We start from the raw sequence: 15,727 nt of genomic DNA, 5'->3' as shown, positions 1-15,727 counted from the left end.
GAGGGGACCGCCCGCGCCGAATCGGGAGCTTCCGTCAGAGCAGAAGCCCTATCGTCGACGACGGGAGGCCTGCATCGCGACGGCAATGCCGTCCTGGAGCGTGGCCTTCGTGACGATGCCTTCCAGGGGTGTGTTGAGATGCACGAGCGTTCGGGCCACCTCCGAACCTATCCCGGTGATCATCGTGCGCGTCCCCAGGAGCCGCAGGCCTCTGGCAGCGACGAGGAGCATGGTGGCGACGCTCTCGTCTACACGTTTGAGGCCCGTGATGTCGAGAATCACGAACTCGGCGGTTCGGCTGCTGGCGCCGTGGAGCATCGCATGGATGGCCTGCTGAGCTCGGTCACTGTCCATCGTACCGATGAGCGGCATGACCAGGATGCGATCCGTGATCGGAATGAGCGGCGTGGAGAGCTCGAGGAGCCGGCTGCGCTGGGCGGCGATGATCTGCTCGTGCAGCGCGGTCCTCTCCGCGTTCGCGTGCCCCTTCTCGACGAGCTCGCGCTCGAGCCCCTCCTTGGCCTCGCGCAGCTCTTCGGTGCGGTTCATGAGCTCGCGGAGGAGCTCCTCGCGCGCGGCCTCGACGGCGACGCGCTGCCGGACCTCCGCCTCCAGACTCGCATTCTTTTCCTGCAGCGCTCGCGTCATGCGCCGGACGGCGATGTGCGGGCGTATGCGCGCAAGGAGCTCCTCGGTATCGAAGGGCTTGCTTATATAATCCACGGCGCCCGCCTTCAACCCTTGCAGCCGGTGCTCCCGATTGTTCAAGGCGGTCATGAAGACGATCTGAGTGTCGGCGGTTTGCGGGTTGGCCTTCAGGCGCCTGCACACCTCGAAACCGTCGATATCCGGCAACATCACGTCGAGGAGAACGAGATCAGGCTGCTCGCGCTCGATCAAGCTCATCGCCATGCCGCCATCCGTGGCGACGGCGAGGTCCAGATGCTCGCCGGACAATGCTTCGAGGAGTGTGTCGAGGTTAACAGGGTTGTCGTCGACCGCGACGACGAGACCGTTGAATTGCGTCAGATCATCCATCCAGTGCCTGGAAAACGCAGCGTGGACCCTATCACAAGCGCGACGACTGTAAAGGGCCAAGCACGCAGCGTCGCTCCTGGGAGCCCGGTTCCGGCGATCCCCGCAGGTGCTTACACGACGTATCTGTAGCTTATTCCGTGCTCGGGTAGATCGAGCCGTATGTGCGCCGACGTGTACGGCTTGGCGGAACGCTGGTCACGAGCTGGAGACGGTGCACGCGGGTGTGCTCGCCCAGGTGCGCGGGTGTGCTTGCGGAGGTGCGCGTGGTAGCCAATGTGGCCGTCGCGAAGCATCGTTCACATTTGCATTGACTTGTGTTGCCCTGCCCAGGTTAGTTTAGCGCACGCTCGGCCATCGCGCCTCGGTGCCGATAAACGGGAGGGTTCGGGGATGGAACTGAGGGAGTATGCACTGGGGGACATCGCTTACGAGGGAAGCGAGACGCGCGTGTATCGCGCGGTGCATCTCCCCTCGGGGGCGCAGGTGGCGATCAAGTTCCCGCTCGCCGAGGTGCCAAACCCGCGCGTCATGGGGCGACTGGTCCACGAGCATCAGGTGCTTCGACGGCTCTCGGCTGTGGCCGGCGTGGCGCGCGTGCATGCGTTCCAGCAGCGGGAGGGCACGGCGGCGCTGGTGCTCGAAGACCCTGGAGGGAGCTCGCTCGAGCAGGTGCTCGCCAAGCAGGGTCGTTTGCCGCTGGCGGCCGGGCTGCGGCTGGGGCGCCGCCTCGCTCGGGTGCTCGAGGGCGTGCATGCCGCCGGTGTGATGCACAAGGACATCAAACCGCAGAACCTGCTCGTGGATGAGACGTACGAGCAGGTCACCCTGCTCGACTTCGGCATCGCCTCGCTGCTGTCCCAGGAAGCGACCGAGGCCAGCATCCCCGAAGCGCTGGAAGGGACCCTGGCCTATATCTCGCCAGAGCAAACGGGGCGCACGGCGCGAGCGCTCGACACGCGCACGGATCTGTACTCGCTGGGCGTTACGCTCTTCGAGGTGCTGTCGGGGCGGCGGCCCTTCACGGACCGCGATCCGCTCTCGCTGGTGCACGCGCATCTGGCCAAGAACCCGCCTCCGCTCGATACCATCGCGCCGGAGGTGCCGAGCGCCGTATCGGCTATCGTATCGAAGCTCCTGGCGAAGGATCCCGAGCGGCGGTATCAGACGGCCAGAGGCGCGGCGGAGGATCTGGAGGAGGCGCTCCGCGCGCTCAGCGAGCGTGGTACGGTGGAGCCCTTCTCGCTCGGAAAGAAGGACTTCTCACGGAGGCTGCGGCTGCCGCAGATGCTCGTGGGGCGGGAGCAGGACGTCGAGCGGGTAGGCGAATCGTTCGCCCGCGCCGAGCGGGGCGCGGCGGAGCTCTTGCTCGTCGGCGGACCGTCGGGCATCGGCAAGACGGCGCTGGTGCGCACGGTCTACCGCGACATCGCGAAGGCGGGGCGCGGCCTCTTGATCGCAGGCAAACACGACCAGCTCGCGCGGTCGACGCCGTACGCCGCGATGGCGCAAGCGTTCGGGGGGCTGATGCGCCAGTGGCTCTCGAGCCCGAAGGCGGTCCTGGAGACCTGGCAGGATCGGATCCGGAGCGAGGTCGGGGACAACGCGCGTCTGATCGCGGACGTGGTGCCGGAGCTCGACCTCGTCATGGGCAAGCTGCCGCCGGTGCCGCCGGTGGAGGGCGAGCAGGTGCTCAATCGGCAGAAGCTGACGTGGCTGAACTTCGTTCGGACCGTCACGACGCCGAACCCGCCGCTCGTCATGTTCCTGGACGACATGCAGTGGGCAGACAGCGCCACGCTGATCATCCTGCAGACGCTGCTGACGGACGTGGAGCGAAGGTCGCTGCTGGTGATCGCGGCGTACCGTGACAACGAGGCGCCGCCCGAGCATCCGCTGTGGAAGCTCGTGGAGGCGGTGGAGGCGAGCGAGGCCAGGGTATCGAGGCTGACGGTGGGCCCCCTGTCGGAAGAGCAGGTGCAAAAGTGGGTTTCGCGCACGCTCGAGAGCGAGCCGCGGCGCGTGGAGCCGCTCGCGCGTGTGCAGTGGCAGAAGACGCGTGGAAACCCGTTCTTCCTGGAGCGACTGCTGCTCTCCCTGCACCGGCAGGAGCTCCTGGTGAGGGACGCGGAGAGCGGGGAGTGGCGCTGGAATCAGGCGGACCTGGAGCGAGCGCAGATCACCGACAACGTGGTGGCGCTGCTGACGGACAAAGTACGAGAAATGCCGGACGCGACGCAGCAGCTCATGGGGCTCGCGGCGTGCGCAGGCCATACGTTCCATCTCCACGACCTGGAGCGATTGAGCGGGTGGGAGCGCGCCCGGGTGACGGCGGCGTTGTGGCCGGCGCTGCAGGAGGAGCTGGTCGTGCCGGTCGATGGGGCCTATCGCCCCGCGCAGGCGCTCGGCGAGGTGGGCGACGGAGCGCTGGACGCCTCGTACCGGTTCTTGCACGACCGCGTGCAGCAGGCGAGCTACGAGCGGATCTCGCCGGAGCAGCGCGTCCTCGCGCACCTCGAGATCGGCCGGCGGCTCTGGGCGCGGTATCGAGCAGAAGGGGGCACGGCCCAGCAGCTCCTGGAGCTCGCGCGGCACATGAACCAGGGCTCGGCGCGGCTCACGTCCGCGGAGGAGCGCAGCGAGGTCGCGCGGCTGAACCTGGAGGCCGCGCGCGTCGCGAAGGCCGCGAGCTCCCACCGGCTGATGGCGAGCCTGCTGGAGAACGCGCAGGCGCTCCTCGGCGAGCGAGCCGACAGCGAGGAGCGAGCGCTGTCGGTGGAGATCGCGCTGGAGCACCTGGAGGCGGCGTATCTGTTGCGAGATTTCGACGACGTCGAAGCGCGCGCGCTCGACCTGCTCGCGAGGCCTCTCGGGGTGGTGCCCTGGCTGTCGGCGCAGGAGATCCGCGTCCGCTGCTGCCTGGCGGCGGGCCAGTATGCGCGGGGAATCGAGCTTGGCATCGCGGCGCTCGCGGAGCGGGGCTTCACCTTGCCCGACACGGACGAGGCGTGTCAGCCGGCGCTCGTCGAGGAGTCCGCCGCGCTGGATCGATGGCTGGAGCAGGACCTCGGCGCGTTCGATCGGATGCCGCCCGATCAGTCCCCGGAGCACCGGCTCATCGACGACCTGATGACGCGGACGCAGCTCTGCTCCATCTACGGCGGCCGGCCGATGCTTTACACGCTCATCATCGTTCGCATCGTCTCCGAGGCGGTGCGCCGGGGGGCGCTCACGCCGGCTGCCGCCCTCATGATCAGCAGCTTCTGCAATGTGTGGTCGGTGGCCACGGGCATGTATCGCCGCGCCTTACGCTGGACCGAGCCCGGGGTGCGCGCTGCGGAGCGCGTGGGGTCCCCGATGCTCCCCGAGTGTCTGGTGCTCCATGGTATCTACCTGCTCTATTCCAGGCCCATCGACGAGACGGGCGTCTTCTATGAGCAGGCCATCGCGGCCGGCCTGAAGATCGGCTCGTTCACGGGCACGAGCTGGGGCCTCCTGTCCGACCTGTTCTATTACCGCGCCTGGCGCGGCATGCAGCTCGCCCAGCTCGACGCGCACATCAAGGCTCGCTGGGATCTCGTGCAGCGCGCGGGGGACGCCGTGGGGAGGCACCACTTCGAGGCGGTCGCGTCCTATTGTGACGTGCTGACGACCCCAGACGGCGCCCCGAAGCTCCTGAACGACGAGCCGCTGCCGCGAGGTTCGCGCTCCCTCCTGGCGGACGGGGACGGGTACACGGCAGGGCTCGCTCGGACGCTGGAAGTCTATCTGTTCTGTGTCACTGGCAGGTGGGAGCGAGCGCTATCGCGGGCGCGGGAGGCGGACCAGTTTCGAGCGGACATCCTCGGCATGCCGCAGGCGGCGGACGTCGCGCTCTACCTCGCGCTCTCGGCGGCGAAGTGCTGGCATGACGCGGCCGGCGCCGAGGAGCAGGCGCGGCTGCGGGAGCACATCGAGCACGGCCTCGAGCGGATGCGCTACTTCGCGGAAGGTTGTGCGCCGAACTTCCTCCACAAGCTGCGCCTCGTCGAGGCCGAGCACGCCCGCGTCCTCGGCAAGACCGAAGAGGCCGTCGCCAGGTACGACGAGGCCATCGAGCTCGCGCGCGAGCAGCGCTTCCTGCACATGGAGGCCCTTTCGATCCAGCTCGCCGCCGAGTTCCGACTGCAAGCGGGCAACAGCCATATTGGCGCCATGTACCTGCGCGAGGCTCGCGACGCGTATGCGCGCTGGGGCGCGGTCAACGTGGTCGCCCATATGAACGCGAAATACCCGGCCTTGCTCAGGACGTCCGTTCACGGGACGGCCGTCGAGCGCACGATATCGGCGGCAGCGACCGCGACGACCACGGGCGCCTCCGCGGGCGCGAGCCTCGACGTGAACACCGCGGTGCGCGCGGCGCAGGCGCTCTCGAGCGAGCTCGACCCGCAGCGCGTCGTGGGCCGGCTGATGGAGCTGCTCCTGGAGAACGCGGGGGCGCAGCGCGGCGCCCTCGTGCTCCGCGAAGGGGAAGCGCTCTCCGTCGTGGCGCGGCTGTCGGTGGAGGGGGCTCGCATCGAGACGGGGCTGTCGGAGCCGCTCGAGCAGAGCCGCGACGTGCCGGTGACCATGGTGCAGTATGCGGCCCGCACGGGCGAGCCGGTGGTGACAGGCGACGCGACGGGCGAGGCGCGCTTCGCCGTCGACCCTTACCTCGCGTCGCGCGCGGTGCTCTCGCTGCTGGCCCTGCCCTTGACGCACAGGGGCCACCTCGTGGGCGTGCTGTACCTCGAGCACCGCGACGTGCCGTCGGCGTTCCCCCCTGCGCGCGTGGAGTTCCTGTCGGTGCTGGCCTCGCAGGCGGCCATTGCCGTCGAGAACGCCACTTTGTACCGGGATCTTGAGGCCAAGATCAAGGAGCGCACGGCCGAGCTCCGGATCGCCAAGGAGGCGGCCGATCGGGCGAACCGGGCGAAGAGCGATTTCCTCTCGAGCATGAGCCACGAGCTGCGGACGCCGCTCAACGGCATCCTTGGTTATGCTCAGGTCCTCTCTCGCGCGCCCGAGCTCTCCCTGAAGAGCCGCGACGGGGTGCAGGTCATCAAGCAGTCGGGCGAGCATCTCCTCGCATTGCTGGAGGACGTGCTGGACCTCGCGAAGATCGAGGCCGGCAAGATGGATCTCGCCTCGAAGAGGTTCGATTTCCAGGCTCTGGTGCGCACGGTGGTGGACCTCAGTCGCGTGCGCGCGGACCAGAAGGGCATCGCCTTCACCCATGAAATACGCGGCGTGACCACGCCTGCGTTCCACGGCGACGAGAAGCGCCTGACGCAGGTGCTGCTCAACCTCCTGAGCAACGCCATCAAGTTCACCGAGCGAGGGAGCGTCACCCTCGTCATTGACGAGCTGAAGCGCGATCCCGATGAGGGGAGCACGTTGCGGTTCCGGGTCGAGGATACGGGCCCCGGGATCGCCTCGGAGCACGTCTCGCGCATCTTCGATCCCTTCGAGCAGCTCGGAGATCACAATGCGAAGAGCGCCGGCACGGGGCTCGGCCTCGCCATCACGAAGAAGATCGTCGACCAGATGGGCGGCACGATCGAAGTCGAGAGCGAGCTCGGCCGGGGCAGCGCCTTCACGGTGACGCTCGCGCTCGCGGAGGGGCCCGCCGCCGCGCGCGCCGACAAAGCCCTCGCGTGGCACACCATCACCGGGTATCGCGGGGAGCGCCGCACGATCCTCGTCGTGGATGACAACCCGCACAACCGTGCCCTGGTGAGCGATCTGCTGGTCCCGATCGGCTTCGACGTCGTGGAGGCCGGAGACGGTGAGACGGCGCTCCGGCTGGCCATGGAGCGGAAGCCGGCGATGGTCTTGATGGACCTGGTCATGCCGGGCATGAACGGCATCGAAGCCACGCGCCGCCTCCGGCAGATGCCCGAGCTCGGCGAGGTCGTCATCCTGCTCTCGTCGGCGAACGTATCCGAAGCCGAACGGCAGGAGGACATCCGCGCCGGCTGGAACGACTCCCTGCACAAGCCCGTGCAAGCGGGCGCGCTCTTCGAGAAGATCCAGCGCTTCCTCGGCGTGGAATGGATTCACGCCGAGGAGAAGGCCCATGCCACGGCGGCGCCGGAGAGTGGTCCGGTGGTGCCGCCTTCAGCCGAGGAGCTTGCCCGTCTATCGCGGCTGGTGGCGTCGGGGCGGGTCCGGAACGTGGTGGCGGAAGCGGTGCGGATGGAGGAGACCAACCCGCGACTCGGCCCGTGGCTCGAGCAGCTCAGGGGGTTCGTGCGGACGTACCAGATGCGGAAGCTGCAAGAGTTCGTCGATGGATACGCCGCAGGCACGGCCCTTCCCGGCGAGAGCGCCTACAGCGACAAGCGGGTTGAACCAGCCTGAAACGAGCAGAATTCGAAGCGCCAAGGACGCGCCGGCGGCCGGCGCGAGGGCGGGCGCGCCCGGCGCGCCGCCCCCGCTGGAGGAGCGGGCCGGGGTCAGACCGCCGGCGACTCGGTCAACCAACCGCCGGGCCGGGGCCGACGCCGCAACGGGGCCCCGCGGGCCACGACACCGCTACTGGCTTGCGTCGATCAATCCGAGGAAGTCGTTGTAGGCGTCGGTCTTGTTCGCCGGGACCACGTCGAGGCCAAGGTCGAACCGGCTGTCGTCGACCATCCGCGGCGCGAGGATTTCCCTGGTCGCCCGGAGACCGATGTTCTTGATGCCGTAGAGGATGTAGGGCACGAGATAGCCCTGGTAGTACTGCCGCTGGACGTGCGTGGCTCTGATGCGCCCTGCGCGCATGTAATCGACCGTCCTCGGATGGAAGTCGAAGGTGACGACGGGGAGCTCCGGCTTGCCCGCGGCCTCCGCGGCCATGGCGCACCGATACGCGATGTCGAACAGGCCGATCAACCCCACGGCGGGCGGGTCCGCCGTCTCGAGCTGCGTTTTCATCCATGCGACGTCGTCGGCCTCGCCCTCGTCGCTCCAGGTGGCCTGACGCACCACGGTCTTGTAACCGGCTGCCTCGAGCACGTCCTGGGCCGCCTGCGTTCGGAGCGCGCCGTCGACCCACGTCGGGTCGGCGTTGCCGTGGATCACCACGGTGCCCGGCGCGGAGGGCAGCATCGCGAGCAGGGTCTCCCCCGCCCTCGCTCCGCTGGATTCATTGAGGGTCCCGACGTAGATCTCGCGCTTCGAGGTCGCGAGATCGTTGTCGAGCGTCACCACGTGGACCCCCTTCGCGACGGCATCATCGACAGCGGCTGCGTTGGCGTCACCGAACGGCGTGATGCCGATCGCTTCGTCGCCGTGCATCAACAGCTGCTCAATTTGCCCATTCTGGAGCTCCATATCTCTACTCTGATCGCCCGGCGGCTCGGGGGACCCGAGCACGTTGCCCGTGACGTCGAGCTCCCCCATGGCTCGGATCGCCCCCTTGGCGATCGGCTGAAAGAAGCCGGTGACGGCCTTCAGCAGCACCGTCATCTGCATCGGCTCGCGCGGCGTCTCGTTGATCTCGGCGACGAGGTCGTCGATCGTCGCCTCGAGCTCCAGCGGAGTGAACTCGTTCTCGGCAGCCGGCCCTCGTAGGATGGGTGGGGCGTTCCCGCCCTCGCCCGGGGCGGTGCCCGACCCGCATCCCGCCATCATGAGCGCAAATCCGAAGGCCGTCAGCCAATGTCTTCCGATCCTCGTCATGAGACCTCCTGATCGAGATTGCGTCGAGTAGCCTGCTCTCTACCCGAGAGGGGCAGGAGGCTCCCGATAGCCACTGCATCGTCGGTGTGCCCCGGCGCTGGTGGCGAGCGCGATGTCGAGAGCAGGGACGGCAGTCCCACGAGCAGCCGGTTCTGCTTGCTGCACATGATTCGGCTGCGACGAGCGGACCACACGCCAGTTCGATCTGTCAAGAGGGTGAGAGACAGATACGAGTACCACAACAGCCGTTCACGCGATGGATGAAGTACGGAACACAACCCGAGACATCTCGGGAGATGGCGGATGTCTGCGGGCGTCATCGAGCTTCGGGGACCGTGGTAGGTCGTGCGCCCCGTCCGCTTCCACACGGCCCCCGCCGCACGCACGGACACATTGCCCCTCGGCGGCGGCGGGATCTGCCCTGGGTTGACAGAGGATTGTTCTATTCGACCCGGCCGCGAGGGCGGGCGCGCCCGGCGCGCCGCCCCCGCTGGCGGGGCGGGCCGGGATCAGACCGCCGGCGGCTCGGTCTGGCGTTGCCACGCGCGGTGCAGGGCGATCGCCTTGATGAACGCCGGGGCCGCCTCGGCCACCGCGTCGTCCGGCAGGACGAGCAGGCCCGGGTCGGCGCCCTGTCCGGCGCCGGCGGCCTTCACGCCCGCGGCCACGGCGAGCTGCGCGGCCGACGCCGGCACGAGCAGGGGCTTGCAATGGCGGTACTGGAGCTGGACGAACTCGACCGCGAGCCCGTCGCGCGCCAGCGCCGCCGCGCCCGCGCCGGGCGGCAGCGCCGCCGCGTCGAAGAGGACGCTCGGGGCGGCCTCGATCGTGACCTCGACGGGCAGCTCGTCGCCCTCGGCGGTGCGCACCACGCCGAGGCGCGCGCCGACGTAGCGGGGCACCGCGCCCGCCGTCAGCAGCGCGTCGTAGAGGGCGCGCGACGCCTCGCCGCTCACGCCGTCGGCGACGAGGAGCGCGACGCGGCGGGCGAGGATGCGGCCGTCGCCGGGCCGGGCGAGCAGCGACAGCGCCGGCGACACCGCGACCTCGGGCTCCTTCACGGGCGGCGCCACGATCGGGAGCGGATCGGGGAGCTGCGTGCCGAGGTCGGCCGCGACGCGCGCGGCCAGCCCGTCGTCGACGTTCCGCAGCATCCGGAGCATGCGCTCGCGGATGGCCTGCGTCTGCACGCGCGTCAGCTCGAAGCGGAAGGCGCGCGCGATGTGCTCGCGCTCGATCGGCGTCTGGCTCGCCCAGAAGAGGCGCGCCTGCGTGTAGTGGTCGGCGAACTTCTCGGGCTTGCCGCGCAGCTTGGTCGGCTCGGCCTGGGCCTGCTGCGCGAGCAGCCGCTCGGCGACCGAGGTGAAGCCGCGCGCGCCGGCCTGGAAGGGGCAGCCGCCGGCGAGCGAGTTGGGCTCGTAGTTCACGCGCCCGCGGTTGATCGTCTGGCGGTGGAACCCGTCGCGCTGGTTGTTGTGCACCTGGGCGACCGGCGCGTTGATCGGGATCTCGTGGAAGTTCGGCCCGCCGAGGCGCGTGAGCTGCGTGTCGAGGTACGAGAAGTTGCGCCCCTGCAGCAGCGGGTCGTTCGTGAAGTCGATGCCGGGGATGATGTGCTGCGTACAGAACGCGACCTGCTCGGTCTCGGCGAAGAAGTTGTCGGGGTTGCGGTTCAGGACGAGCCGGCCGACGGTGCGCAGGGGCGCGAGCTCCTCCGGCACGATCTTGGTCGCGTCGAGCACGTCGAAGCTCCACTGCTCGGCCTCGGCCTCGGTGAACGTCTGGATCTGCAGGAGGTACTCGGGGAACGCGCCGCCCTCGATGGCCTCCCAGAGGTCGCGGCGGTGGAAGTCGGGGTCGGCGCCCGCGATCTTCACCGCCTCGTCCCAGTCGAGCGAGTGCGTGCCGAGCACGGGCGTCCAGTGGAACTTCACGAGCGTCGCCTGGCCGGCCTCGTTGACGAGCCGGAAGGTGTGCACGCCGAAGCCCTGCATCGTGCGGAAGCTGCGCGGGATCGCCCGGTCGCTCATCTGCCACATGATGTGGTGCATCGACTCGGGCATGAGCGAGATGAAGTCCCAGAAGGTGTCGTGCGCGCTCGACGCCTGCGGCATCTGGTGGTGCGGCTCGGGTTTCACCGCGTGCACCACGTCGGGGAACTTCATCGGGTCCTGGATGAAGAAGACAGGCATGTTGTTGCCGACCAGGTCCCAGTTGCCCTCGTCGGTGTAGAACTTCACGGCGAAGCCGCGCGTGTCGCGCACCGTGTCGGCGCTGCCGCGCTCGCCCGCCACGGTCGAGAAGCGCACGAAGACCGGCGTCCGCTTGCCGACCTTCGCGAACGGCGCGGCCTTGGTGAGCGAGGTGATGTCCTCGGTGCACTCGAAGTAGCCGTGTGCGCCCGAGCCGCGCGCGTGCACCACGCGCTCGGGGATGCGCTCGTGGTCGAAGTGCGTGATCTTCTCGCGCAGGATGAAGTCTTCGAGCAGCGTCGGGCCGCGCAGCCCCGCGCGCAGCGAGTTCTGGTTGTCGCCGACGGGCACGCCCTGGTTCGTCGTCAGCGCCCGGCCGAGCGAGTCGGCCCGATGCTTCTGCAGCGGGCCCTGGTTCAGGTTCACGCCCGGCGCCGCCTTGTCGCCGTTCTTCTCGGATTCGTTGCTCTCGGTGATCGTGCTCGCGGTCGCGTCGAGGTTCTCGGGTTTCGCTGTGGCACCTTGCGGCGGCTGTGACAATTTGCCGCGCAGCGCGTACTCGGCGGCTTTGTTCACGTTTTCAGGGATGGCGGCGACGAGCGCCTCGGTCGCGTCGATCTTCGCGTCGAGGCGGTCGGCGGTCGCGAGGTTGCGCACGTCGTCGTCGTCGCTGCTCGTCCCGCTGCCGAGCGCGGTCGCCGCGCGCTCGAGGAGGCTGCGCTTCGGCCGCGCGGCCCGCGGCTTCGCCGACGGGCCGCCCATCGATTGCTTCGCGCTGCCAGCGCCCTTTTCGTTCGGCGCCGGATCTTTGGACGACAACTTCGCGGGGTCTTTGGGATCGGTCATGCGATGGCCTCCGGGAGGGGGGAGCCGGGGCTTTCAGCAAGGAGCGCACCAACGCTCGCTCTTCAAAGCACGCGCCCGGGCGACCGACGCGCGACCGGGGTCATTACGTCGCCTCGGTCGGCTCGTCACGGCCTCGTAGGGCGTCGCCGTACCGCCGGCCGCGGCAACGGCCGCGCGGCCGCCTCACGCGACGGGAAGGGCTCGTGTCGTCCGGCGTCGCCCCCGTCGCGTCGTGGCGGCGGCGGCCTGTGCGCGGCGCCTCGATCCACTGTCCGTAGCGATTCACGATCCCATGGGATAGTCTCCCGTCGGATCCCAGCGATCGCGAAGAGTGGACCACATGCCGAAGCTTCACGAGATCCGAGCGGACTACGATGCGGAGACCATCGTCATGTACCAGGCTTATGCGCCCGCGATCGCGGAGCCCGCGCTCGCCGCCCAGCGCTTCGTCGCGCCGTTTTCGTTCGGTCGCATGACCTGGATCAAGCCGTCGTTTCTCTGGCTCATGCACCGCAGCAACTGGGGACGAAAGGCCGGGCAGGAGAGGATCCTCGCCGTCCGCGTCCGGCGAGCTGGCTGGGAGCGGGCGCTCTCCCTCGCCGTCCTCACCTCCCCGGAAGCGACGGTGTTTCGCTCGCCGGACGAGTGGAGCAAGGCGTTCGCCGAGGCCAAGGTGCACATTCAATGGGACACCGAGCGCAACCTCCGAGGCGGCCCGCTGCCTTACTACAGCATCCAAGTCGGCATCGGCCGCGATCTCATCCGCGAGTACGCAGAGAGCTGGGTCGTCGCCATCGAAGATCGGACTCCCCTGGTCCGGAAAATGTACCAGCAGATGCAGGCCGGCCACACCGACAGCGCGGCGAAGCTGCTGCCTCGCGAGAGGCCCTACGCCGTTGACGAGACGGTCGCCAGGCGGCTGCTCATCGACCTGTAACGAAGCGCGATTCCATCAAAGGCGCAAACCAGAATTTTCTCTGTATTTTTGCGCCTTTGCGCCTTTGCGCCTTTGCGTTAAAATCTTTCTTTTCTCGTCGTGATCCCTGCCAAGACTTCTGACAACCAGACTAGAGAGGAGCTCGACAACAAGACGGTCTGGAAAGGGTAGAGTGCGCATGACCAGCCCCACGACAGCCTCAGCACCGACCGGCCCCGGCGCCCCCGCCCTGCGCCCGTACCAGCGCGCCGCGATCGACGCCGTCCTCGCGGCCCGCAGGCGCGGCGTCCGGCGCATGGTCGTGTGCCTCCCCACGGGCGCTGGCAAGACGGTCATCTTCTCCCATCTCGCCCGCCTCGCCAGGCGGCAGGTCCTCGTCCTCGCCCACCGCGAAGAGCTCCTCTTCCAGGCCAAGGACAAGATCGAGCGCGCCCTCGGCGGACAGGCCGCGGTCGCCGTCGAGCAGGGCGAGCTCCGCGCCTCGTCGGACGCGCGCGTCATCGTCTGTTCGATCCGCTCCCTCCACGAGAAGCGGCTGGAGCAGGTCACCGGCGGCCGCGATATCGGCCTCGTCATCTACGACGAGTGCCACCACGCCCCCGCCGAGGACAACCGCCGCGTCCTGCGCCAGCTCGGCGCCTTCGACCCCGCGTGGACCGGCACCCTGCTCGGGTTCACCGCGACGACGGCCCGCGGAGACGGCAAAGGCCTCGACGACGTCTTCGAGGCGATCGTCTACAGCCGCACCCTCCCCGAGATGATCGCGGACGGCTACCTCGCCCCCCTCACCGGCTACCGCGTCGCCACCGCCACGGACCTCTCCCGCCTCGACGCCGGCGGCCTCGACTTCGCCACGGACGAGCTCGAGGAGGCCGTCGACCTGGAGGAGCGCAATGCGCTCGTCGCCCGCTCCATTCAAGAGCTCGCCCGCGACCGCCGCACCATCGCTTTCTGCGTCACGGTCGCGCACGCCCGGAACCTCTCGAAGGCGCTCAATCACCTCGGCGTCCGGGCCGCCTACGTCCACGGCGACATGCCTTCCGACCTCCGCGGCCGGATCCTCGCCGACTTCCGGGAAGAGCGCGTCCAGGTCCTGACCAACGTCGCAGTGCTCACCGAGGGCTTCGACGACCCTGGCGTCTCCTGCGTCGCGATGGCCCGCCCCACCCGCTCGGACGGGCTCTACGCCCAGTGCGTCGGGCGCGGCACCCGCCTCCATCCGGGCAAGAAGGATTGCCTCATCCTCGATTTCGTCGACCTCTCCTCGCTCAAGCTGTGCACGCTCCCCTCGCTCTTCGGCATGCCCCGCGACCTCGATCTCGAGGGCAGGGACGCCGCGGAGGCGAGCCGCTTCTACCGGCAGGTGACCTTCGATTACCCCGGGTTCGAGGTCGAGGCGGGCCGCATCACGCTGCGCGAGATCCAGGAGCGCGCCGCGCGCTTCGATCCGCTGAGCCTCCGGGTCGACCCCGAGGTGCTGGCCATCTCGCGCAACGCGTGGGCCTCTCTCGGCCGCTTCGGCCTCGCGCTCCATTTCGAGCGGAAGCCCGGCGCGATCAGCGAGGTCGTCGTCCTTGCCCGCGGCGGTCGCGGGAAGCGGTGGCACGTCCTCCTGGATGGCAAGCTGGTCGAGCGCTTCTCCACGCTCGAGGAGGCGGTGGCCGCGGTCGATTACGAGGTCGCGCGCCGCGGCCCCGCGGCCGGGGCTTCGGCGCGCCGCGACGCGCCGTGGCGCCGGGGAAAGCCCTCGGTGCCCCTGCCGGCCGAGCCCCCGAGGGGTTACCCCCCGCCGAGGACCATGGAACAGGCCATGATCCTCGCGGTGTGGGCGAGGGTCACCGCGCCAGGATCATGAGCCTTCCCCCCGTCGAGGAGAGCTCGATGGAGGGACGGTTCAGCCACGGCTCCGGCGCCGTCGCATTGCCAGGGCGGAAAGCCCCACGACGAGCGCCGCGGCCCACGAGCTTGTCGTGGGGCTGGCTCCGGCGGCGACGCACCCGCACCCTTCGTCGGAGGACCCCTCGTCCGGCGTTGCGCCGCCGCTCCCACCTCCCTCGCCCGGCGCGCCGCCGCCGGAGGAGCCGCTCGCCGCCCCCACCCCGCCCGTGCCGCCGGAGGAGGCGGTCGCCGCCCCCGACCCGCCCGTGCCGCCGGAGGAGGCGCTCGCCGCCTCCGCCCCGCCCGTGCCGCCGGAGGAGGCGGTCGTCGCCCCCGCCCCGCCCGTGCCTGGCCCGGTGTCCTCATCGCGGGGCACATCTCCGTTGAATCCGGTCTGCCCCTCCCGTGTCAGCGACAGCACCAGCGTGCCGTCCTTCACGGTCACGTTCTGCGGGTCAAAGTCCACGCGGTTGGTGTCGAACGTCCAGTCCCCCTTGCTCCACCGCGCGGTGTCGAAGGAGTCGAAGTCGTCCTGCCATGCGAGCTCGAAGTTTCCATTGCTGTAGCTATAGTACTTGATCCAGTTGATGAACTGGTGCTGCGGGAGGACGGAATCATCGAACGGTCCGACCCACTCGGCGGACTCGGAGGACCACATGTTGAAGCGCAGGGACTGGGGGTTCCTCAGGGAGGCCACCTGATTGCCCGTCGACCTCCTGATCTCTCTCCCGTCGACGCTCCAGGTGACGTAGTCCGGCGTCCACTCCAGCGCGTAGGTGTGATAGCCGTCCGCGAGGGAGACGTCCGCCGTGTGCACCTCCTCCGACGTCTCCCTCGTACCCATCCCGGTGATGATGTTGGACTGCCAGCTCCGGGCGTTGTCCTTACCGAAGACCTCGATATCGATCTCCTCCCAGAATGCGCCGGACATCTCGGAGCCGTTCTTGTAGGTGAAGAACGTCGACAGGATGCCGCTCCCGCGCGCCATGCGCATGCGCATCTCGATGCGACCATGAAGCTGGCTCTGGGCCGAGTAGACCTCGGCTCCCTTGTAAGACTTCGCGAACGCGGTCGAGCTCACCGCCAGCGCCAGCGAGGCAGCGGCAAACATCCAGCCAGCATGGAATTTTCTAAGCATAACGAACCTCCGATG

At 68.9% G+C, this 15,727-nt stretch carries 7 protein-coding genes; 3 read left to right on the top strand and 4 right to left on the bottom strand.

Annotated elements, in window-relative coordinates; all coding sequences use genetic code 11:
• Nucleotides 1–48: 48 nt before the first annotated feature.
• Complete coding sequence (locus WMF43_RS01535; protein ID WP_437676924.1) at nucleotides 49–1,038, bottom strand: response regulator; 990 nt, start codon at nucleotides 1,036–1,038, stop codon at nucleotides 49–51.
• A gap of 273 nt (nucleotides 1,039–1,311) precedes the next feature.
• Between WMF43_RS01535 and WMF43_RS01530 the strand changes: the two genes are divergently transcribed.
• On the top strand, nucleotides 1,312–7,416 hold the full coding sequence (locus tag WMF43_RS01530) for a protein kinase domain-containing protein (protein ID WP_437676922.1): 6,105 nt from the start codon (nucleotides 1,312–1,314) through the stop codon (nucleotides 7,414–7,416).
• Between the two features lie 174 nt (nucleotides 7,417–7,590).
• Here the strand turns inward: WMF43_RS01530 and WMF43_RS01525 are convergent, their stop codons facing one another.
• Together WMF43_RS01525 and WMF43_RS01520 are read right to left on the bottom strand one after the other, a co-directional pair.
• Nucleotides 7,591–8,721, bottom strand: a complete 1,131-nt coding sequence (locus WMF43_RS01525; protein WP_437676920.1) for a sugar ABC transporter substrate-binding protein — start codon at nucleotides 8,719–8,721, stop codon at nucleotides 7,591–7,593.
• 509 nt (nucleotides 8,722–9,230) lie between these two features.
• Nucleotides 9,231–11,759 (bottom strand): catalase, encoded by a 2,529-nt coding sequence (locus WMF43_RS01520; RefSeq protein ID WP_437676919.1) that lies wholly within the window; start codon nucleotides 11,757–11,759, stop codon nucleotides 9,231–9,233.
• Between the two features lie 340 nt (nucleotides 11,760–12,099).
• Here WMF43_RS01520 and WMF43_RS01515 point away from each other — a divergent pair, with 340 nt between their 5' ends.
• Both WMF43_RS01515 and WMF43_RS01510 read left to right on the top strand, forming a co-directional pair.
• Nucleotides 12,100–12,696, top strand: a complete 597-nt coding sequence (locus WMF43_RS01515; RefSeq protein WP_437676917.1) for a DUF4291 domain-containing protein — start codon at nucleotides 12,100–12,102, stop codon at nucleotides 12,694–12,696.
• A 178-nt stretch (nucleotides 12,697–12,874) separates the two neighbouring features.
• Entirely contained in the window at nucleotides 12,875–14,551 is a 1,677-nt protein-coding gene (locus WMF43_RS01510) for a DEAD/DEAH box helicase (protein ID WP_437676915.1), read from the top strand.
• A gap of 39 nt (nucleotides 14,552–14,590) precedes the next feature.
• Here the strand turns inward: WMF43_RS01510 and WMF43_RS01505 are convergent, their stop codons facing one another.
• Nucleotides 14,591–15,685 (bottom strand): family 16 glycosylhydrolase, encoded by a 1,095-nt coding sequence (locus WMF43_RS01505; protein WP_437676914.1) that lies wholly within the window; start codon nucleotides 15,683–15,685, stop codon nucleotides 14,591–14,593.
• Between the last annotated feature and the right edge of the window lie 42 nt (nucleotides 15,686–15,727).

This window comes from Sorangium sp. So ce131 (genome assembly GCF_051519095.1).
Classification (GTDB): Bacteria; Myxococcota_A; Polyangia; order Polyangiales; family Polyangiaceae; genus Sorangium.
Note: the sequence above shows the minus strand (reverse complement) of the source record. Positions and strands in the feature narration are given on the sequence as shown.

Coding starts and splice junctions, on each gene's coding strand:
- WMF43_RS01510 (WP_437676915.1), top strand. CDS start 12,875: ATGACCAGCCCCACGACAGCCTCAGCACCGACCGGCCCCGGCGCCCCC.
- WMF43_RS01505 (WP_437676914.1), bottom strand. CDS start 15,685: ATGTTTGCCGCTGCCTCGCTGGCGCTGGCGGTGAGCTCGACCGCGTTC.
- WMF43_RS01515 (WP_437676917.1), top strand. CDS start 12,100: ATGCCGAAGCTTCACGAGATCCGAGCGGACTACGATGCGGAGACCATC.
- WMF43_RS01520 (WP_437676919.1), bottom strand. CDS start 11,759: ATGACCGATCCCAAAGACCCCGCGAAGTTGTCGTCCAAAGATCCGGCG.
- WMF43_RS01530 (WP_437676922.1), top strand. CDS start 1,312: ATGTGGCCGTCGCGAAGCATCGTTCACATTTGCATTGACTTGTGTTGC.
- WMF43_RS01535 (WP_437676924.1), bottom strand. CDS start 1,038: ATGGATGATCTGACGCAATTCAACGGTCTCGTCGTCGCGGTCGACGAC.
- WMF43_RS01525 (WP_437676920.1), bottom strand. CDS start 8,721: ATGACGAGGATCGGAAGACATTGGCTGACGGCCTTCGGATTTGCGCTC.